The 18,961-nt window shown below is 74.9% G+C and carries 19 protein-coding genes and 1 riboswitch; of the genes, 8 read left to right on the forward strand and 11 right to left on the reverse strand.

Annotation, left to right across the window (positions count from 1 at the left end):
- Window positions 1-41: 41 nt before the first annotated feature.
- Entirely contained in the window at window positions 42-653 is a 612-nt protein-coding gene (locus ACQP12_RS19950; RefSeq protein WP_433280925.1) for an SDR family NAD(P)-dependent oxidoreductase, read from the reverse strand.
- A gap of 136 nt (window positions 654-789) precedes the next feature.
- Window positions 790-879, forward strand: a riboswitch (ZMP/ZTP riboswitch).
- Window positions 880-897: 18 nt separating this feature from the next.
- Between ACQP12_RS19950 and ACQP12_RS19955 the strand changes: the two genes are divergently transcribed.
- Window positions 898-2,334 carry a glycine hydroxymethyltransferase gene (locus tag ACQP12_RS19955; protein ID WP_433280927.1) on the forward strand — a complete coding sequence of 479 codons (1,437 nt, stop codon included), beginning with the start codon at window positions 898-900 and terminating at the stop codon, window positions 2,332-2,334.
- A 159-nt stretch (window positions 2,335-2,493) separates the two neighbouring features.
- Here ACQP12_RS19955 and araB read toward each other — a convergent pair whose 3' ends face one another.
- From araB to ACQP12_RS19990, 7 genes are all read right to left on the reverse strand, one after another.
- Entirely contained in the window at window positions 2,494-4,152 is a 1,659-nt protein-coding gene (gene araB / locus ACQP12_RS19960; protein WP_433280930.1) for a ribulokinase, read from the reverse strand.
- 41 nt (window positions 4,153-4,193) lie between these two features.
- Window positions 4,194-4,445: a hypothetical protein gene (locus tag ACQP12_RS19965; protein ID WP_355342847.1), complete on the reverse strand. Its 252-nt coding sequence runs from the start codon at window positions 4,443-4,445 to the stop codon at window positions 4,194-4,196.
- Between the two features lie 69 nt (window positions 4,446-4,514).
- Window positions 4,515-5,828 carry a PLP-dependent aminotransferase family protein gene (locus tag ACQP12_RS19970; protein ID WP_433280932.1) on the reverse strand — a complete coding sequence of 438 codons (1,314 nt, stop codon included), beginning with the start codon at window positions 5,826-5,828 and terminating at the stop codon, window positions 4,515-4,517.
- A gap of 1 nt (window position 5,829) precedes the next feature.
- Window positions 5,830-6,933 carry an alpha-hydroxy acid oxidase gene (locus tag ACQP12_RS19975; protein ID WP_433280934.1) on the reverse strand — a complete coding sequence of 368 codons (1,104 nt, stop codon included), beginning with the start codon at window positions 6,931-6,933 and terminating at the stop codon, window positions 5,830-5,832.
- Complete coding sequence (locus ACQP12_RS19980; protein ID WP_433280937.1) at window positions 6,926-7,909, reverse strand: alpha/beta hydrolase; 984 nt, start codon at window positions 7,907-7,909, stop codon at window positions 6,926-6,928. The genes ACQP12_RS19975 and ACQP12_RS19980 overlap by 8 nt, the downstream gene beginning before the upstream one ends.
- Window positions 7,906-9,129 carry a cytochrome P450 gene (locus tag ACQP12_RS19985; RefSeq protein WP_433280939.1) on the reverse strand — a complete coding sequence of 408 codons (1,224 nt, stop codon included), beginning with the start codon at window positions 9,127-9,129 and terminating at the stop codon, window positions 7,906-7,908. The genes ACQP12_RS19980 and ACQP12_RS19985 overlap by 4 nt, the downstream gene beginning before the upstream one ends.
- A 54-nt stretch (window positions 9,130-9,183) precedes the next feature.
- The gene (locus ACQP12_RS19990) at window positions 9,184-10,494 is read right to left on the reverse strand and encodes an SGNH/GDSL hydrolase family protein (RefSeq protein WP_433280941.1); all 1,311 of its coding nucleotides are present in this window, start codon (window positions 10,492-10,494) and stop codon (window positions 9,184-9,186) included.
- Window positions 10,495-10,825: 331 nt separating this feature from the next.
- Between ACQP12_RS19990 and ACQP12_RS19995 the strand changes: the two genes are divergently transcribed.
- Window positions 10,826-12,397 carry a class I adenylate-forming enzyme family protein gene (locus ACQP12_RS19995; protein WP_433280943.1) on the forward strand — a complete coding sequence of 524 codons (1,572 nt, stop codon included), beginning with the start codon at window positions 10,826-10,828 and terminating at the stop codon, window positions 12,395-12,397.
- Window positions 12,394-13,617, forward strand: a complete 1,224-nt coding sequence (locus ACQP12_RS20000) for an MFS transporter (RefSeq protein WP_433280945.1) — start codon at window positions 12,394-12,396, stop codon at window positions 13,615-13,617. The genes ACQP12_RS19995 and ACQP12_RS20000 overlap by 4 nt, the downstream gene beginning before the upstream one ends.
- A gap of 65 nt (window positions 13,618-13,682) precedes the next feature.
- On the opposite strand, the gene ACQP12_RS20005 is transcribed toward ACQP12_RS20000, so the two are convergent.
- Window positions 13,683-14,234, reverse strand: coding sequence for a dihydrofolate reductase family protein (locus ACQP12_RS20005; protein WP_433280947.1), 552 nt, complete (start codon window positions 14,232-14,234; stop codon window positions 13,683-13,685).
- 137 nt (window positions 14,235-14,371) lie between these two features.
- Here ACQP12_RS20005 and ACQP12_RS20010 point away from each other — a divergent pair, with 137 nt between their 5' ends.
- Entirely contained in the window at window positions 14,372-14,764 is a 393-nt protein-coding gene (locus ACQP12_RS20010) for an MmcQ/YjbR family DNA-binding protein (protein ID WP_433280948.1), read from the forward strand.
- Entirely contained in the window at window positions 14,761-15,393 is a 633-nt protein-coding gene (locus ACQP12_RS20015) for an HAD family hydrolase (protein ID WP_433280950.1), read from the forward strand. Before ACQP12_RS20010 ends, ACQP12_RS20015 begins: the two co-directional genes overlap by 4 nt.
- A 51-nt stretch (window positions 15,394-15,444) precedes the next feature.
- On the opposite strand, the gene ACQP12_RS20020 is transcribed toward ACQP12_RS20015, so the two are convergent.
- Entirely contained in the window at window positions 15,445-15,945 is a 501-nt protein-coding gene (locus ACQP12_RS20020) for a dethiobiotin synthetase (protein ID WP_433280952.1), read from the reverse strand.
- Between the two features lie 75 nt (window positions 15,946-16,020).
- On the opposite strand from ACQP12_RS20020, the gene ACQP12_RS20025 reads away from it, so the two are divergent.
- Together ACQP12_RS20025 and ACQP12_RS20030 are read left to right on the forward strand one after the other, a co-directional pair.
- Window positions 16,021-16,704 (forward strand): SGNH/GDSL hydrolase family protein, encoded by a 684-nt coding sequence (locus ACQP12_RS20025; RefSeq protein ID WP_433280954.1) that lies wholly within the window; start codon window positions 16,021-16,023, stop codon window positions 16,702-16,704.
- A 68-nt stretch (window positions 16,705-16,772) separates the two neighbouring features.
- The gene (locus ACQP12_RS20030) at window positions 16,773-17,273 is read left to right on the forward strand and encodes a hypothetical protein (protein ID WP_433280956.1); all 501 of its coding nucleotides are present in this window, start codon (window positions 16,773-16,775) and stop codon (window positions 17,271-17,273) included.
- Window positions 17,274-17,307: 34 nt separating this feature from the next.
- Here ACQP12_RS20030 and ACQP12_RS20035 read toward each other — a convergent pair whose 3' ends face one another.
- Window positions 17,308-17,997, reverse strand: coding sequence for a TetR/AcrR family transcriptional regulator (locus ACQP12_RS20035; protein WP_433280957.1), 690 nt, complete (start codon window positions 17,995-17,997; stop codon window positions 17,308-17,310).
- Between the two features lie 58 nt (window positions 17,998-18,055).
- Here ACQP12_RS20035 and ACQP12_RS20040 point away from each other — a divergent pair, with 58 nt between their 5' ends.
- On the forward strand, window positions 18,056-18,889 hold the full coding sequence (locus ACQP12_RS20040) for an alpha/beta fold hydrolase (protein WP_433280959.1): 834 nt from the start codon (window positions 18,056-18,058) through the stop codon (window positions 18,887-18,889).
- Window positions 18,890-18,961: the final 72 nt, after the last annotated feature.

Here is an 18,961-nt window from a genome sequence, read left to right on the forward strand (position 1 = left end):
GGGACCCGGCCTCGCCGGGTCCCGCCGTTCGTTCGTGCAGGTCAGCCGCCGGAGCCGGGCTCGGCCATCTTCCGGTGCTGCTCCGCCTTCAGCCGGTCCGGGACGATCTTGCCGGCGGCGGTCTGCACCTTGTTCATGAACGAGCCGGCCGCCACCTTGTGCTCCCCCTTCATGAAGGCCTCGAAGGCGTCCTCGGCCACCGCGCGCGGGTCGTCCTTCTTCCCCTGGCCGACCCGGGTGTCCTCCATCTCGGCCCGGTCGAAGAACTCGGTGTCGGTCGGGCCGGGCATCAGGGACGTCACGGTGACGCCGCTGTCCTTCAGCTCGTCGTCCAGGTCGGTCCCGCCCACGAAGTCCCCGCCGGCGCCCCGGCCGGCGTTCAGCGCCAGGGCGTCCACCGGGCGGCCCAGCTCCGTCACGGCCCGCGCCAGCTGCTCCACCCCGTCGGGCGTGGCCAGGTCCACCCGCACGGGGTATGCCTCCGGCCCGCCGTCGCGGTGCAGGTTCCGCGCCGCCGTCGCGATGCCCGGGTCCTCGGCGGCCACCACCACGTCGTACCCGTGCTCGGTGAACTGGGCCGCCAACTCGTACCCGATGCCGCTGGACGCGCCGGTCACCACGGCGAGCGGACGGTCGGTGGTCGATGTGCTCATCCTCGTGTTTCCTTCCCCGGACGCGGACCGCCTGGCCCGGCCCCTCCCCCAGGGGTTTGCCCAGCCCCGGGTCGCCCAACCGCGCCGGCACGCGGCGGAGGTGCGCCCGCCCGGCCCCGGCCCACCCGGTAGGATCGGCGCGGGCCGTGACTGGCGCGTGGGGATGGAGAACCATCGGGAAGCGGTCCCGTCATGAGGACGCACGCCGAGCGCCTGGGCCTTCCGCACGTCACCTGGAGGTCGCATGTCGCTGAACGCCGAGTCCACCGCCTTCCGCAGCGCGCTGGAGGTGATCCGCGCCGTCGAGCCGCGGGTGGCGGACGCCATCGGGGCCGAACTCGCCGACCAGCGCGAGTCGCTCAAGCTCATCGCCAGCGAGAACTACGCCTCCCCGGCCACCCTGCTGGCCATGGGCAACTGGTTCAGCGACAAGTACGCGGAGGGCACCATCGGCCGCCGCTTCTACGCCGGCTGCCAGAACGTCGACACCGTCGAGGCGCTCGCCGCGGAGCACGCCAAGGAGCTGTTCGGGGCGGCCCACGCGTACGTGCAGCCGCACTCCGGCATCGACGCCAACCTGGTCGCCTTCTGGGCGATCCTGGCCGACCGGGTCGAGTCCCCGGCACTCAAGAAGGCACAGGTACGCCAGGTCAACGACCTCACCGAGGCGGACTGGTTCGCGCTGCGCCGCGAGCTGGGCAACCAGCGGATGCTCGGCATGTCGCTGGACGCCGGCGGCCACCTCACCCACGGCTTCCGGCCCAACATCTCCGGCAAGATGTTCGACCAGCGCAGCTACGGCACCGACCCGGTCACCGGGCTGATCGACTACGACAAGGTGGCCGAGGCGGCCCGCGAGTTCAAGCCGCTGATCCTGGTGGCCGGCTACTCGGCGTACCCCCGGAAGGTCAACTTCCGGATCATGCGGGAGATCGCCGATTCGGTCGGCGCGACCTTCATGGTCGACATGGCGCACTTCGCGGGCCTGGTCGCCGGCAAGGTCTTCACCGGCGACTTCGACCCGGTGCCGCACGCGCACATCGTCACCACCACCACGCACAAGTCGCTGCGCGGCCCGCGCGGCGGCATGGTGCTCTGCGGCCCGGAGCTGGCCGACCAGGTCGACCGGGGCTGCCCCATGGTGCTCGGCGGCCCGCTGCCGCACGTGATGGCCGCCAAGGCCGTCGCCCTGGCCGAGGCCCGCTGGCCCGACTTCGCCGACTACGCCCAGCGGATCGTCGACAACGCCCAGGCGCTCGCCGAGGGGCTGCTGCGCCGCGGCGCGAAGCTGGTCACCGGCGGCACCGACAACCACCTGGTGCTCATCGACGTCTCCGGCTACGGCCTCACCGGCCGGCAGGCCGAGCAGGCGCTGCTCGACTCCGGCATCGTGACGAACCGCAACGCCGTCCCGCAGGACCCGAACGGCGCCTGGTACACCTCCGGCATCCGGATCGGCACCCCGGCGCTGACCACCCGTGGCCTGGGCGGCACCGAGATGGACACCACCGCCGAGCTGATCCACACCGTGCTCAGCCAGACCAAGCCGGGCTCGAACGCCGACGGCACCCCGTCCAAGGCCAAGTACGTCCTGGACCCGGCCCTGGCCGAGACGGTCAGCAAGCAGGCCAGCGACCTGCTGAGTGGATTCCCCCTCTACCCCGCCGTCGACCTCGGCTGACGGCCCGCCCACTCCCCCGACGCCCCGCCCGGCCCCCGGCCGAGCGGGGCGTCGGCCTTCCCCAACCCCGCCCCGCCCGGCCCTGGTCCGCCCCGCCCCACCCCAGCTCGTTGATCATGAAGTTATTGCCCTGGAACGCGCTTACCGCCGGCAATAACTTCATGATCGACGCGGTGGGTGGGCGCGGTGGCGGCGGGCGTGGAGGCGGTGGAGGATGTCGGTGCCGCCGCGGCCGAAGTGGTCGTGCAGGGCGCGGTATTCGGCGTACAGCTCGTCGTAGGCGTCGGCGCGGGCCGGGTCCGGGTGCCAGGTCTCGCGACGCGCTGCGCCCATGGCCGCCGACGCGCTGCCCACGTCCGGGTACGCCCCGGCGGCCACCGCCGCGTGGATGGCCGCGCCCAGCGCCGCCGGGTGCGCGGCGTCCACCACGTGCAGCGGGCGGCGCAGCACGTCGGCGTAGATGCGCAGGAGCAGCCGGTTGGCGGTGAGCCCGCCGGCGGCGGTGAGCTCGTCGACGGGTACGCCGGCGGCCTCGAACGCCTCGACCACGGTGCGGGCGCCGAAGGCGGTCGCCTCCAGCAGGGCCCGCCAGATGTCCTCGGGCCGGGTGGCCAGGGTGAGCCCGACGAGCACCCCGCTCAGCTCGTGGTCCATGAGCACCGACCGGTTGCCGCTGTGCCAGTCGAGCGCGAGCAGCCCGTGCGCGCCCACCGGCTGGTCGGCGGCGAGGGAGTCCAGCAGCTCGTGCACGGACACCCCGCGCCGGGCGGCCTCCTCGGCATACGGCGCGGGCAGGGCGCGTGCCACGTACCAGGCGAAGATGTCGCCGACCCCGCTCTGGCCGGCCTCGTAGCCCCACCGGCCGGCGGTGACACCGCCCTCGACGACGCCGCAGACGCCGGGCACCTCGTGGCAGGTGTCCGCGTTCATGATCAGGCAGGTGGAGGTGCCGAGGACGGCGAGCATCCGCCCGGGCGCGACCGCGCGGGCCGCCGCCGCGGTGACGTGCGCGTCGATCGCTCCGGCGGCCACCGCGATCCCGGCGGGCAGGCCCGTCCAGCCGGCCGCCTCGGCGGTCAGCGCGCCGGCGCGGGCCGCCGGGGGCAGCAGCGGGCCGTCCACCTTGGGCAGCAGGTCGGGCAGCTCGGGGTGCAGCGCGGCGAGGAAGTCGGGCGCCGGCGGACTCCCGTCCTGGCGCAGCCCTTTGAACCCGGCGGCCGAGGCGTTGCGCGTCTCCCGCCCGCAGAGCCGCCGGACCAGCCAGTCGGCGGTCTCGACCCAGCGCTCGGCGCGGCGGAAGACCTCCGGGTCCTCCTCCAGCACCTCCAGGGCCTTGGCGAGCTGCCATTCGGCGGAGACCCGCCCGCCGTAGCGGGCCAGCCAGGGTTCGCGGCGGGCGGCGGCCAGGGCGTTGATCCGCTCGGCCTGCCGCTGCGCCGAGTGGTGCTTCCACAGCTTCGGCCAGGCGTGCGGCCGGTCCCGGAACTCGGGCAGCTCGGCGAGCGGGGTGCCGTCGGCGCGGGTGGGCAGCACCGTGCAGGAGGTGGCGTCGAGGCCGATGCCGACCACGTCGGCCGGGTCGATCCCGGCCGCGCGGACGGCGGCGGGCACGGCGGTGCGCAGCACCTCGACGTGGTCGGCCGGGTCCTGCAGGGCCCAGCCGGGCGGCAGCGCCGGCCCGCCGGGCAACCGCTCGGTGATGACCCCGTGCCGGTACGCGTGCACGGCGCTGCCCCGCTCGGCGCCGTCGGCCACGTCGACCACCACGGCCCGCCCGGAGAGCGTGCCGAGGTCCACCCCGACGACGTACCGGCCCACCCGCTGCTCCTCCCCTGAACTGGGAGGATCACGCTAGCCGGTCAGCGGAGCGGGCGCTTCAGGTGGTAGCGGTGCACCTCCGTGCTGCCCTGCACGTTGTTGACGTCCTCGGCGGCCGAGACCAGCTCCCAGCCCTCCCGGCCGACCCGGTTGAGGTGCGCGATCGCGGTGTCGCCGTAGGGGGTCACGTCGTTGCGCGAGCCGTCCGGGCCGTACCAGACGAATGTGACGTGGAAATTGCGGCCCTGCCCCTGATAGCGGCGGACCAGCAACGCGTACTCCCAGGCAACCATCCGTCCATTATCAACGGTGGCCGCTCCGCCCGGGAACACGGGTGGTGGCGGAACGACGACAGTGCGGCGTCAGGCCGGGGCGCCCACCGCGGCCAGCTCGTCGGTGATCAGGGCGGTGAGCCGGTCCAGGCCCAGGTCGATCTGTTCGGGGGTGACCGCGCTGACCGACAGCCGCAGCGCGTTGACCGGGGCGCCGGCGTCGTAGAAGTGCGCCATGGGGGTCCAGAGGACGCCGTACTCGCGGGCCGAGCGGTGCAGCAGCGCGTCGTCGACGCCGAACGGCACGGTGACCACCACGAAGAAGCCGCCGGCCGGGACGTTCCAGCGCACCGGCCCACCGGCCGGGAAGCGCCGGGCCAGCCCGTCGGCCAGGTGCCGCAGGTTGCGGGCGTACGCGGCCCGCTCCCGGGCGGTGGCGGCCACGAGCGAGCAGTCGTGGGCCAGCAGCGCGCCGCCGATCACCGCCTGGCTGACCGGCGAGGTGTTCACGGTGACCATGCTCTTGATCTTGGCGAGCTGGTCGGCGAGCGGGCCGACCGTGCCGTCGGAGCCGGCCACCCGCTGGTCGGCGACGACGTAGCCGACCCGGGCGCCGGGCAGCACGGTCTTGGCGAACGAGCCGAGGTAGACCACCCGGCGGCGGGTGTCCAGCGCCTTGAGGGTGGGCAGCCGTTCGGCGCCGGCGGCGGGGAACAGGCCGTACGGGTTGTCCTCGATCAGCAGCAGTTCCTCCTCGGCGGCCAGGTCGAGCAGCCGTCGCCGCTGCGCCAGGTCCATGCTGACGCCGGACGGGTTGGCGAAGTCGGGCATCACGTAGCAGGCGCGCGGGCGCAACCCCTCGGCCCGGGCGCGGTGCACCTGGGCGCGCAGGTCCGCCAGGTCGATGCCGTCCGGGCCGCCGGTGACCGGGCGCACCGGCAGGTCGACCAGGCGGGCCGCGCCGGTCAGCCCGACGTACGTGGGGGCGACCGCGAGGAGCACGTCCCGCGGCCCGGCCCGCAGCGCGCGCAGCACCAGGAACATGGCCTCCTGGCAGCCGACGGTCACCACGATCGCCTCCGGGTCGACGGTGAGCTGCTCGTCGACGGCCAGGTTGCGGGCGATGAGGTGGTGCACGACGCCCTTGGTCCGGCCGTACTGGAGCAGCGTCCGGTCGACCTGCGCGCGGCTCAGGCCCAGGTCGTCGGCGAGGTGCCGGCGGAAGGCATCCAGGTGCTCGTGCAGCACCGTCGAGTCGAAGTACTCCTCGTACGGCCGGCCGGCGGCGAGCGACACCGCGTCCGGGTAGTGCTGCGCCACCTCGTTGAGGAAGTTCATCGAGTTCAACGCGGGGTCGTCCACGCTCGGGTGCAGGGCCGAGACGGCCAGGTCCACCGACTCCACGTCAGCCTCCGGTCAGGGTGCGCAGCTGGCGGGCGGCGGCCGGGTCGACGCAGCCGCTGAGGATCAACGCGTCGCGCAGCTCGGCGGCGAGCAGCGCCAGCGCCGCCTCGGCGCCGGCCCGCCCGCCCGCCGCGAGGGCCCAGAGCATCGGCCGGCCGACCAGCACGCCGGCCGCGCCGAGGGCGAGGGCGCGCAGCACGTCCGTGCCGCCGCGCACGCCGCTGTCGAGCAGCACGGCGCAGCGCTCCCCCACGGCGGCGACCACCTCGGGCAGCACGGCCGCGCTGCCCGGTGCGCCGTCGAGCTGCCGGCCACCGTGGTTGGAGACCACCACGGCGTCGACGCCGACCTCCGCGGCGCGGGCCGCGTCGCGCGGGTCCAGGATGCCCTTCACGAGCAACGGCACGGGGGTACGCTCCCGCAGCCACTCCAGGTCGGCCCAGCTCAGTGCGGGGGCGAAGACCGCGCCGGTGTGCACGGCCACCGCGGACACCCCGGGGGTGCCCTGGTGGGCCAGGTCGTCCCGGCCGCCGGGCAGGTTCGCCGCCGTGACGTGGGGCGGCAGGGCGAAGCCGTTGCGCACGTCGCGCAGCCGCCGGCCGAGCACGGGCACGTCGACGGTGACCATCAGCCCGGCACAGCCGGCGGTCAGCGCCCGGTCCACCAGGTCGGCGACCATGGCACGGTCGCGCAGCCAGTAGAGCTGGAACCAGACGGTGCCGCCGACCGCGGCGACCTCCTCGATGGGCGTGCTGGCCAGGGTGCTCGCCACGTAGGGCACGTCGGCCGCGCGGGCCGCCGCCGCGAGGCCCACCTCGCCGTCGGGGTGCAGCAGTTTCTGGTACGCCATGGGCGCGACCGCCACCGGCAGGGCGAACCGGCCGCCGGGCAGCGGCGCCCCGGTGGCCGGGACGTCGACCCCGGCCAGCATCCGGGGCAGCACGGCCACCCGGTCCAGGGCGGCCCGGTTCGCGGCGAGGGTGGTCTCGGCGCCGCTGCCGCCGGCCACGAAGTCCCACACCTCGGCGGGAAGCACGGCCCGCGCCAGGTCGGCGAAGTCCGCCAGGCTCGCCGGCCCCACGGCCGTCGTCCCGGGGTCAGCCATGGTCCGGCCCGCCCGTCGCCGGGCCGGCTGCCGCGGCGGCCGGGGTGAGCCCGAACCGTGCCCGCAGGAAGGCGGCAGCCTGTTCCTGGGCGCGCCGGCCCGCGTCGAACACCCCGGGCATGGCGAAGAAGCCGTGAACCATGCCGTCGTACCGGGTCGCCTCGGTGGGCACGCCGGCCTCGGCGAGCCGTTCGGCGTACCGCTCGCCCTCGTCGCGCAGCGGGTCGTGCTCGGCCGTGACGACCAGCGCCGGGGGCAGGCCGGCGAGGTCCTCGGCGAGCAGCGGCGAGGCGAGCGGGTGGGCCGCGTCGCCCGGGTCGGCCAGGTAGTGCCCGCGGTACCACTCGACCGAGTGCCGGTTGAACAGCAGCGGGTCCTCGTCGCCGGCCGGCGCCCGGCGGGGCCGCTGGTCGGTGTTCGGGTAGACCAGCACCTGGGCGGCGAGCCGGGGACCGCCGTCGGCGCGGGCCAGCAGGGTCACCGCGGCGGCCAGGTTGCCGCCGGCGCTGTCCCCGCCCACCGCCAGCCGGTCCGGGTCGATCCGGAACTCGTCGGCATGCCCGGCCAGCCGGCGCAGCGCCGCGTGGCAGTCGTCCACGGCGGCCGGGAAGCGGTGCTCGGGGGCCAGCCGGTAGCCGACGGTCACCGTCTGGCAGCCGGCGAGGTTGACCAGCCGGCGGCAGATGCCGTCGGCCGTGTCCACGCTGCCGAGCGTCCAGCCGCCGCCGAAGAACCACACCAGGGTGGGCAGCGGGCCGTCCCCGGCCGGCCGGTGGATGCGCACCGGCAGCGGCCCGTCCGGGCCGGGGACCTGCGTGTCGCGTACCTCGTGCACCGGCTCGACCGCGCCGGCGCCGGCGCGGATCGCGGCGAGGTCGGCGGCGCGGGCCTCCGCCAGGGTCTGGGTGTAGAGGGGCGCGGCACCGGCGGCCGCGCGCGCGGCCCGCCACGCGACCACCTGCGGGTCGAGGGTCATCGGGCCTCCCCCGTGGTGACGAAGAGCTTGTCGATGCCGCGCAGGAAGAGGCTGCCGCTGTAGGAGTAGGGCTGGGTGACCGCCAGCCCGGGGAAGCGGGCGAAGAGCCGGGGCAGGGCGAGCCGGCCCTCCAGCCTGGACACCGCCGAGCCGAGGCAGAAGTGCAGCCCGACGCCGAAGGCGAGCGACGGCGGGCCCGCGCGGTGCGGGTCGAAGCGGTCCGGATCCGGGAAGCGGGCCGGGTCGCGGTTGGCGGCGGCGATCAGCAGCAGCACGTTCTCGTCCCGCCCGACCGGCACGCCGCCCACCTCGGTGTCGTGCGGCGCGGCGCGGGCCAGGAAATGCACCGGGCTCTCCATCCGCAGGACCTCGTCCACGCAGCCCCGGGCCAGCGCGTCGTCGCCGGGCAGCGCGGCGACCACGTCCGGGTGGGCCAGCAGCAGCGGCAGGCCGTTGCTGAACATGTAGACGGTGGTGACGAAGCTGGCGTTGAACAGCACGATGAGGTTGCTGATCAGCTCCTCCTCGGTGAGGTCGACGCCGCCCGCGTCCAGCACCTCGACCAGCCCGCTGATCAGATCCTCACCGGGCTGCTTCCGCCGGTGGCCGAGCAGCTCCCGGTAGTAGCCACGCAGCTCGTCGGCGGCCTGGTTGGCCCGGGCCAGCCGCTCCGGCGTCTTGCCGGCCACGTCCATGTACTCGTCGATCCAGTCGACCCGCTGCCGGTACCAGGCCAGGTCCGCCTCGGGCAGGCCGATGAACTCGGCCATCACGAGCGCCGGGACCGGGTACGCGAAGTCGGCCACGAAATCCACCTCGGCGCCGTCCGCGCCGGCCTCGGCCATCCGGTCCAGCCGGTCGGTGACGATCCGGACGATCACCGGTTCCAGCGCGCCCAGCCGGCGCGGGGTGAACGTCTTGGCGAAGACCGCCCGCATCCGGGTGTGGTCCGGCGGGTTGACGAACATCATCGAGGTGAGGAAGGTGCGCAGGATCTCCTGGTCCTGCCAGCCGGGCGGGGCGCCCTTGTACCAGCCCGGGTCGCGCAGCACCCGGTCGACCAGGTCGTAGCCGCCGGCCACGGCGGTGATGGTGCTGTGCTCGGCCCGCTTCGGGACCGCGCTGACCGGCCCGTGCTCGTGCAGGGCCGCGTACCAGGGGTACGGGTTCTGCCGGCCCTGCTCGCCGTACAGGCCGGTCAGGATCTCGTCGACGTCCACAGTTTCCTCCCCAGGAAAGACGGTGGGGGCGGCGTGATGCCGCCCCCACCGGTGTCACAGACCGAGCAGTCGCAAGGGCACGGCGTCGGCCATCGCCTGCGCGCCGGCGTCGTTCGGGTGGATGTGGTCCCCGGCGTCGTACGCCGGCAGCAGCCGGCTCGGGTGCGTCGGGTCGCGCAGCACGGCGTCGAAGTCGATCATCCCGTCGAACTCCGCCTGGCCGGCGCCGCGCAGCCAGGTGTTGACCGCCTGCCGGGTGGCCTCCTTCTCCGCGGTCCACACCCCCGGGCCGCCGTTGCCCTCGTACGGGGTGATCGTGGAGACCAGGCTGGTCAGCCCGCGCTCCTGGACCTGCCGGTTGAGCTGGCGCAGCGAGGCGATGATGGCCTCCGCGCTGTCGCCGTTCATCCAGATGTCGTTGATGCCCAGGTGGGTGACGACGGTCCGCACCCCGGTCTGCGGGAAGACGTCCTCGTTGAGCCGGGCCAGCGCGTTCGGGCCCAGCTCGTAGTAACCGGGGAAGTCGCCCGCGCCGGGCTCGGTGCCCTCGTGGTTGAGCCGGTTGCCGGAGAGGCTCAGGTTGAGCACGCCCGGGGTGCGCACCTCGGGGCGGGCGTCGATGAGCCGCTTGGCCAGCAGGTCCGGCCACCGCCGGTCGGCGTTGACCGTGCTGCCGTTGCCGTCGCCGATGGAGTCGCCGAGGACGACCACCGAGCCGGGACTGAGCCGGCGTTCCACGTCGACGCCGGACAGGAACATCCAGCAGCAGTTGGGCCGGATGGTGAAGCCGGCGCCGCCGGCCGCGGTGGTGAGGTCGGTGGCGCCGATGAAGTTGGTGACCCGGGACTGCCCGTGGAAGGTGACCGGCCCGGTGAGCACCGGGAAGTACAGGGTGACCACCAGGTCCTCCTGCTCGGCCACCCGGTAGGACAGCGGGTCGCTGAGCAGCTCGGCGCCCTTGTTGATGGTGGCCGAGGATGCGCCCTGGAAGGTCAGCTCACGGACGCTGGCCGGGTCGATGTCGGACAGGTCGTCGGGCGTGGCGGTGTTGGGCCGGGCGACGGTGGCGTGGCCGACCTTGACGGCCTGCTCGCCGTAGAGGTTGGTGAGCCGGACCCGGAGGCGGTCGCCGCCGACCGTGGTCTGCACCGGCATCCGGATGCTCTGGTTGTTCAGGCCGGTGTTGGTCAGGCCGACGGTGTTCCCGCGGGTCACCGCGGCGGCCCAGGTCCCGGCCCACTCCGCGCGCCCGTGCCGGGCGCTGTCGGTGTCGGCGGGGCCGGCGCTCGCGGTGACCGCGGGGGTGCCGGCGATCAGCATCGTTGCGGCGGAAGCTATGACGTGCCATCTCTTCGGGGTCGGCATTGATCCTCCATCGTTGGCAGCCCCGGGGCGCGGCGCGAGCGGCGCCGCCGCCGGGCGATGGACCGGAAACTAACCGTCGACGGTGATGAGCGTCAATCAACCTGATCGACATGATCAAATGTCTTCGGGGTGCCACCGAACGCCGTTCGGGCGCTGTCCTCTGGGGACGCCGGATGCCTAGGCTCGGCAGTGGCGGCGGTGCGGTCGCCGACCCTGGCACCTGCCGTCGCGTCCCGGCTCCGACCCGCCCGGACGCCGCCACGGCGGTCGTCGCGGCACCCCACTCCGGTGCCACCGCCGACCGTCCCCGGACCACGATGGGGGCTGCCCGATGACCGACCGGCCGAACTACGTGCACGAGGCGCTGGACCTGCTCGCCGGGTTCGGCGACCGGGAGGCGCTCGTCGGCGGGGGCCGCCGGCTCACCTACCCCGAGGTCGCCGCCGAGGTGCGCGGCCTGGCCGGCGCGCTGCTGCGCCACGGCGTACGCCCGGGGGACGCGGTGCTCGTGATGCTCGGCAAGACCGTGGACGGGCCGCTGCTCCAGCTCGCGCTGCACCTGCTCGGCTGCCGGAGCATGTGGGTCGCCCCGGTCACCTCCCGGCGGGAGGTCGACGAGTTCGTCGCCCTGGCCCGCCCCGACGCGTTCGTGCACGACCCGCGCGACCCGCTCGGCGCGCGGATCGCGGGCGGGCTGGCCGGCGTACCGGTGCTCTGCCTCGGGCCCGGCGGCGCCGGACCGGACCTCACGGCCACCGGTGGCGAGCCGGCCGACCTGCCCGCCGCGCCGCCCGCGCCGGAGTCGTTCCTGCAGACCAGCGGCACCACCGGCACGCCGAAGCTGGTGCATCACCGGGAGAGCTTCTACCGGCAGATCCTCGCGCTGGCGGCCGACTTCCGGTCGGCCGGGTTCCCGCTCCTGCGGCACCTGTCCCACTCGCCGATGTGGCTGGCCAGCGGCCAGATCACCACCCTGTTCAACCTGTTCACCGGCGGGGTGCTGTTCCTGCGCGAGCAGTGGGACCCGGCCGCGTTCATCCGGACCGTGGACGCCGAGAAGCTCACCTCCACCTTCGTCACCCCGCCGATGCTCTACGAGGTGCTCGACCACCCGGCCCTCGACGGCGCCGACTTCTCCGCCATGTTCATGTTCAACGTGGGCGCCGGGCCCGCCGCGCCCGCCCGGTTGCGCCAGGCGATCGCCCGCTTCGGCCCGTGCCTGCGCATCGTGTACGGGCTCAGCGAGGCCGTGGTCATCTGCGCCCAGCCCGGGCTCACCGAGGACCCGGAGCACCCGGAGCGGCTGCGCTCCTGCGGCCGCCCGTACGGGGACGTGACCGTGGAGATCCGCGACGCCGACGGCCGGACGCTGCCGGCCGGTGTGGACGGCGAGGTGTGGGCGCGGACCAACCTGAGCTTCGCCGGCTACCACGGTCAGCCGGAGCTGACCGCCGAGACGCTGGTCGACGGCTGGGTCCGCACCCGCGACATCGGCCACCTCGACGCCGACGGCTACCTCTACCTGGTGGACCGGCTCCAGGACCGGATCCTCACCCGGCAGCGCAGCTGGCCGATCTACTCCCGCCCGATCGAGGACGTGCTCGCCGCCCACCCCGAGGTTCGCGCCGCCGCGGTGATCGGCGTGCCCGACCCGGTCGCCGGGGAGCTGCCGCACGCGTACGTGGTGCCCGCGCCGGGGGCCACGGTGACCGGGGACGAGCTGATCGCGCTGGTCACCCGGGAGCTGAGCGACACCTGGGCGCCCGGTGCCGTGGAGTTCCTCGACGCGCTGCCGCTCAACCGCTCCGCGAAGGTCGACAAGCGCGCCCTGCGCGCCCGGTACGCCGCCGCCCACCCGGCCGACGCCGAGACGCTGGGCACCGCCATCGGCAGCCCGGCGTGACCCTGCGCCGGGAGCTCTACACGCTGGTCGGCGCCGACCTGCTGTCCAACCTGGGCACCCGGATCTCGGTGGTGGCGATCCCCTGGCTGGTGCTGGAGACCACCGGCAGCCCGACCCGGATGGGCCTGGTCGCGGCGGCGGAAACCCTGCCGTACATGCTCTCCAGCGCCCTGGCCACCCCATGGGCGGACCGCTTCGGGGTACGCCGTACCTCGGTCGCCGTGGACGCGGCCAGCGCGGCCGCCATGGCGGTCGTGGCGCTGGCGCCCTGGCTCGGGTTCGGCACGCTGCTCGTGCTGGTCGCCGTGGCCGGCGGGCTGCGCGGCATCGGCGACCGCGTCAAGCACGTGCTGTTCAAGCCGGCCGCCGAGCGGGCCGGGGTGCCGCTCATCCGGCTCACCTCCGCCTACGACGGGCTGGCCCGGGGCATGACGCTCTTCGGCGCGGTGCTCGGCGGGCTGCTCATCGACTGGGTGGGAGTGACCCGGGCGATCTGGATCGACGCGGCCACCTTCGCGGCGTGCGCGCTGGTGATCGGGCTGCTGGTCCGGCCGCCCGCGCCCGCCCAGCCGGCGCCCCGGGAGAGCTACCTGCGGGCGCTGCGCGGCGGCTTCGCCTACCTGCGCACCGACCGCACCCTGCTGACCATGCTGGTCGTCGTCTCCGCGTCCAACATGTTCGCCAACGCCAGCGTCGCCGTGTGGATCCCGCTCTGGGTGGACCGGGTGCTGGGCGACCCGGCCGGGTTCGGCCTGCTGCTGGGGGTGTTCTCCGCCGGCGCGCTGCTGGGCAATCTGCTCTTCACCGTGGCCGGCACCCGGCTGCCCCGGCGGTCCACGTTCGCGCTGGGGCTGGCGCTCAGCGGCGCGCCCCGGCTGCTCGCCCTGGCGCTCAGCGACGACCTCGTGGTGGTGCTCGTCGTGACCTTCGTATCCGGCATCGCCATCGCGGCGGTGAACCCGCTGCTCGGCGCGGCCCTCTACGAGCGGGTGCCGGAGTCGTTGCAGACCCGGGTGCTCGGCATCTCCGGCTCGGTGGCCTTCCTCGGCCTGCCCGTCGGGGCGCTGCTCGGCGGCTGGTCGGTGGCGGTCCTCGGGCTGACCCCCGCGCTGCTGGTGATGGCGGTGACCTGCCTGGTGTTCACGCTGGCGCCGCTGCTGGTGGCCCGCCCGCCGGCGGACCGGCCGGCGGCGGAACCGGTGGCCTCCACCCCGGCCTGACCCGTTGCACCCGGCGCCGCCCGGTCCCCGTCGCACCAGCCCGGTGCGGGCCCGCGCCGGCACGGTCAGCGGTAGCTGAGCTGCACCACGCCGTTGCCGAACCGCCGCTCGGTGATCAGGTCGAGGTCGAGGCGGGCGCCGGCCGGGAAGAGCGGCCGACCCGCGCCGAGCACGACCGGCATGACGTAGAGCCGCCACTCGTCGACCAGGCCGTGCCGGGCGAAGGCGGCGGCCAGCTCGGCGCCGCCGAGGGCCATGTCGCCGCCCGGCTGCTCCTTGAGCGCCCGCACCTCCTCGGGGACGACCTCGCGCACCACCGTCGAGTTCCAGTCGGCGCGGGCCAGGGTGCGCGAGTAGACGAACTTCGGCATGTCCCGCCAGATGCCGGCGAACTCGCGCTCCGGCGGCGTGGCGGCCGGATCCTGGTCGGCGGTGGGCCAGTACGACGCCATCAGCTCGTAGTTGCGACGGCCGTCGAGGAAGGCGGACATGCCGCGCAGGTCGTCGTTGAAGTGCTGGTGCAGCTCCTCGTCGACCCGGTGCCAGCTCAGGTCGCCGCCCGGCCCCTCGAAGTAGCCGTCGAGGGAGATCGACAACGCCACGATGATCCTGCGCATCCCACTCCGATCGGGTCGGCGGACGGTTCCGCCAGTCTGCCAGGATCTCCGGCCGCGCACGGTGACCCGGCGAGGCGGGATGCCGCGGGGCCGGCGGGACGGGCGCCGGTGTCGGTGGGTCGGCGTAGGGTCGGCCCATGGCCACCTGGGACGAGGTCCGGCGGATCGCGCTCGCCCTGCCGGAGACCACCGAGCGGGGTTCGCACGACGACCTGCCCGCCTGGCGGGTGCGCGACAAGCTCTTCGTCTGGGAGCGGCCACTGCGCCGCGCCGACCTCGACGCGCTGGGCGACGCCGCGCCCGACGGCCCGATCCTCGGCGCCCGCGTGCCCGACCTGGGCGCCAAGGAGGCGCTGCTCGCCGACGATCCCGGGGTCTACTTCACCACGCCGCACTTCGAGGGCTACCCGGCGGTGCTGGTCCGGCTCGACCGGATCGGCGTCGAGGAGCTGACCGAGCTGGTCACCGAGGCGTGGCACGCGCGCGCCCCGAAGCGGCTGGCCGCGGCCCACCGGGCGGAGGCCGGATGACCGGGCCGGTGGCCGGCATCGTCTTCGACATGGACGGCACGCTCATCGAGTCGCACGAGGTGGTGCCCGCCGCCTACCGCGCCGCCGTGCTGGCCGGCGGCGGGCCGGAACGCACCGACGCCGAGGTCATCGCGGGCTACTCGCTCGGCTCGCCGGCCGACCTGCTGACGCACCTGCTGGGGCGGCCGGCCACCGACGCCGACCTGGCCACCTACCACGCCGAGCTGGCCGCGCTCGCCGAGCGGGTCACGGTCTACCCCGGGGTGGCGGAGGTGCTCGCCGAGGTCGCCGACCGGGTGCCGGTGGGCCTGTTCACCGGCGCGAGCCACCGGGCGGCGCAGATCCTGCTCGACCGGGTCGGCCTGCTCGGCCGTTTCCGGGTGGTCCTCGGCGGCGACCAGGTGGCCCGCCCCAAGCCGGCGCCCGACGGCGTGGAGCTGGCCTGCCGGCGACTGAGCGTGGCACCGGGCCGCGCCGCGTACGTGGGTGACTCGCCGTTGGACCTGCGGGCCGCCCGGGACAGCGGCGCCGTGGCGGTCGCCGCGGCCTGGGGCCACCAGTACGACCCGACGGAGGCGGCCGACCTCAGCGCGGCCCGGCCCGGGGACCTGCTGGCCCTGCTCGGCTGACCGGTGCCGCGCGACCGGCCCCGGAATGCCCGCGCGAGCGGGCCGCGGCGCTCAGGGCGCGGCCGGATCGGGATGGGCCGGTTCCGGCGCGCCGTCGAGGGCCAGGCGCACGGCGTCCTCGGGCGTGGCCGTGTGGACCGGCCCGGGGACGGGATCGCCATGGGCGTCGAGGATCCGCCAGCCGCCGAGCACCACCACCGGGATCCCGCCGCGCCGCATCGCCAGCGCGACCTCGCTGAGCGTCCCCCAGGAGCCGCCCACGGCGATCACCGCGTCCGCGCTCCACACCAGGATCGCGTTGCGGGCCTGGCCCATGTTGGTCACCAGCGAGGCGGACAGCTCGACGGGGGCGGGGGCTGTGCCGTCGTCGGGGCGTACCCCGATGACCAGGCCGGCGCGGTCGCAGACGCCGGCGGCGACCGCGGCCATCACCCCACCGCCCCCGCCGCAGAGCACGGTGACCCCGCGCTCGGCGAGCAACTCCCCCACCCGCCGGGCCCGGGCCCGTTCCTCCGGCGTCGCCTCCGCCGGTCCGCACACCGCCACCTGCACCCCGCCATTGTTCCCGGTTCGCGGGCGTCGGCCTCATGATCGACGGATCCGGTACGGCTGGGTTAGCGTGCGGGCATGGGATCGACGGTGACCGAAGCGACGGATCCGTGGTGCCTGCGCCCGGGTGAGGCCGGCGAGCTGTTGCGGGGGCACCCGTGGCGGCGGTTCGTGGTGCTGGGCGACAGCGTGGCCGAGGGCATGTGCGAGCCGGTCGACGGCTACCCGGACCTCCAGTGGGCCGACCGGATCGGCGCCGAACTGCGCGCCGTACGCCCCGAGTTGGCGTACCGGAACCTCGGGCGGCGCGGGCTGCGGGCGCACGAGGTGCGGGCGACCCAGTTGGCGCCGGCGCTGGAGTTCGCGCCGGACCTGGCGCTGGTGGTGTGCGGCGGCAACGACGCGTTCCGGCCCGCGTACGACCCGGCGGCGGTGGACGCCGACCTGACCGCGATGGTCACCGCGCTCCAGGGCGCCGGGGCGGACGTCATCACGGTCGGCATGTTCGACGTGTCGCACAGCCCGGCCGTGCCCGAGCCGCTGCGAGCTGGCCTCCGTGAGCGGATGCGTCAGCTTTCAGTCCACACCGGGCGGCTGGCGGAACGGCTCGGCACGCTGCACGTGCACCTGACCGACCACCCGCTCGTCGCGGATCCGTCGCTCTACAGCGGCGACGGCCGGCACGGCAGCGCCCGCAGCGACGCGGTCGCCACCGCGGAGACCCTCCGGGTGCTCGGCAGCCACCTGCGCGCACAAGCCTGATCGACGGGTCAGCGTCGTCGATGGAGATCCCCTACAGTCGTCCGCACCCTGTCGACCGGAGGACCCGCATGGTTGAGCACGAGACGACGGCCTTCCGGACGTCCCCGGCACGGATGGCCGGACTGCTGCTGCTGCTCGGCGTCGTGGCCTGGGTGATCGCCCAGACCGTGTTCGCCCTCGTGGCCCGGCGGCCGCCGGCCGACCTGTCCGGCACGGCCGGCTCGGGTGTGGTCTTCGTGGTCGCCTTCACCGCCCTGTCGTTCGTCTTCCACCGGCGCAACTGGCCGGCGGTCGACGTCACCGACGCGGGGCTGGGCCTGGCCGACAAGGGGCGGGGGGTCGTCCTCCCGTGGCAGGCGATCGAGTCGGCGGTGATCCGACACGTCGGTCCGCTCGCCACCCTCCGGGTCACGCTGCGCCCGGAGGCGGTCCCGCCCGCCGCCACTCTGCGGCCCCGCGTACGCGCCGGCCGGCCGGAATACCGGGTCCACATCGGTGTGCTCCGCCCCTCGACGAAGGCCCTGCGCGCGGCGCTCGCCCGCCAACTGCCCGCCCCCACCGCAACCTGACCCGCCCGACACCTGCCCCCGCCCCGCGAGGGGGTCAGGGTGGGTCGGTGGTGAGCAGGCCGGTCAGGAGGCTGCGCAGGGTGCGTTCGAAGAGGTCGCGGTCGGGCGGGGTGGACGGGGGTTCGGCGAACGCGGCGGCCAGGTGCGGGTACGCCGCCAGGTCGACGTGGTCGAAGGTGACCGTGCCGGCGGCCGCCGCGCTGCGGGCGAAGAGCGAGACCACGCCGGTGACCATGGCGATAGCTTCGAACTTCGCGGCGACCCCGGCCCGGACCGGTTGCAGCAGGCGCAGGCAGGCGTCGAAGTGGGCGAGGGTGTTGGGCCCGGGGACGGTGGGCCGGGCGATGGCGTCGGGCAGCCACGGGTGGCGCAGGTAGAGCGCGAGTTGGCGACGGGCCAGCAGGAGGAACTGGTCCAGCCAGGTTCCGCCGTCCGCCGGGTACGGCCGCAGCTCCCCCACGCACCGGTCGACCATCAGGTCGAGCAGGTCGTCCCGGGAGGACAGGTGCCGGTAGAGCGAGCCGGCGGCCATCCCGAGCGCCCCGGCGACCGCGCGCATCGACACGGCGCCCAGCCCGTCGGCGTCGGCCAGCGCGACGGCGGCGGCGACGATCTCGTCGCGGCTGTGCGTCGGGGCGGGGCCGCGGGCGCCGCGCTGCGGCCGGGTCCAGATCGACCGTCCGGCGGAGTCGCCGTCGGCCGGATTCCTCGGTGCGCCGGTCACCACACCACTGTAAACTGCAAACAGCGTTCGCGGTTTCGCGGGGTAGGAGGGAGCAGCCATGGAGCGGATCACGGCACCGGACGGCGCGGGGATCGTCCTGCACTCGAGGGGCAGCGGCCCGGATCTCGTGCTGGTGCACGGGGGCGGGGTCACCATCCACGAATACCGTCGGCTCGTTGCGCGGCTCGCCGACCGGTTCACCGTCCACCTGTACAACCGGCGGGGCCGTGCGGACGCCGCGCCCCGGCGCGAGCCGTACACGGTGGAGCAGGAGATCGACGACCTCGGGGCGGTGCTCGCACACACCGGCGCCCGCCGGGCCATCGGGCACAGCTACGGCGCGTTCGTCGTCCTCCGGGCGGCGCTCCGGCTGCCGCTGGACCGGATCGCGCTCTACGACCTGCCGCTCCGCCTGGCCGGCCACGGCCTGCCGACCGCGTTCCTCGACCCGGCCGAGGAGGCGATCCGGGCCGGGAACCCGGCACGGGCGCTGGCGATCGTGGGGGCGGGCGTCAACCCGCACTCACCCGCGTCGCGGCTGCCCCTCGTCGTGCGTACCGCGATCTGCCGGGCGTTCCTGCGCACCGAGGTCGGGCGGACGATGGGCAGCCTCGTGGGGATGACGCTGGCCGAGTCGCGGCAGGTGCAGGCGCACGAGGGACCGGCCGAGGAGTACGCGGGGATCGCCGCCGAGGTGCTGCTGGTCAGCGGCGCCAGGGCCGCCCCCTACTTCACCGAGATCAACGATCTTCTGGCCGCCGCCCTCCCCCGGGCCCGGACCCTGTTGATCCCGGGCAGCGCCCACAACGGCATCGCCGTAGCCCCGCCGAAGCTCGTCGACCCCATCGCGGCCTTCTTCACCACCCCCACCGCACCCGCCACTCAGCGTTGACCAAGAGGTCTGCGTCAGGAATCCCGGCGCGGCGAGACGCAAACTTCTTGATCAACGCGGCGGCGGGGGGCG

Source organism: Micromonospora sp. CA-244673, from assembly GCF_050948395.1.
Lineage (GTDB): Bacteria > Actinomycetota > Actinomycetes > Mycobacteriales > Micromonosporaceae > Micromonospora.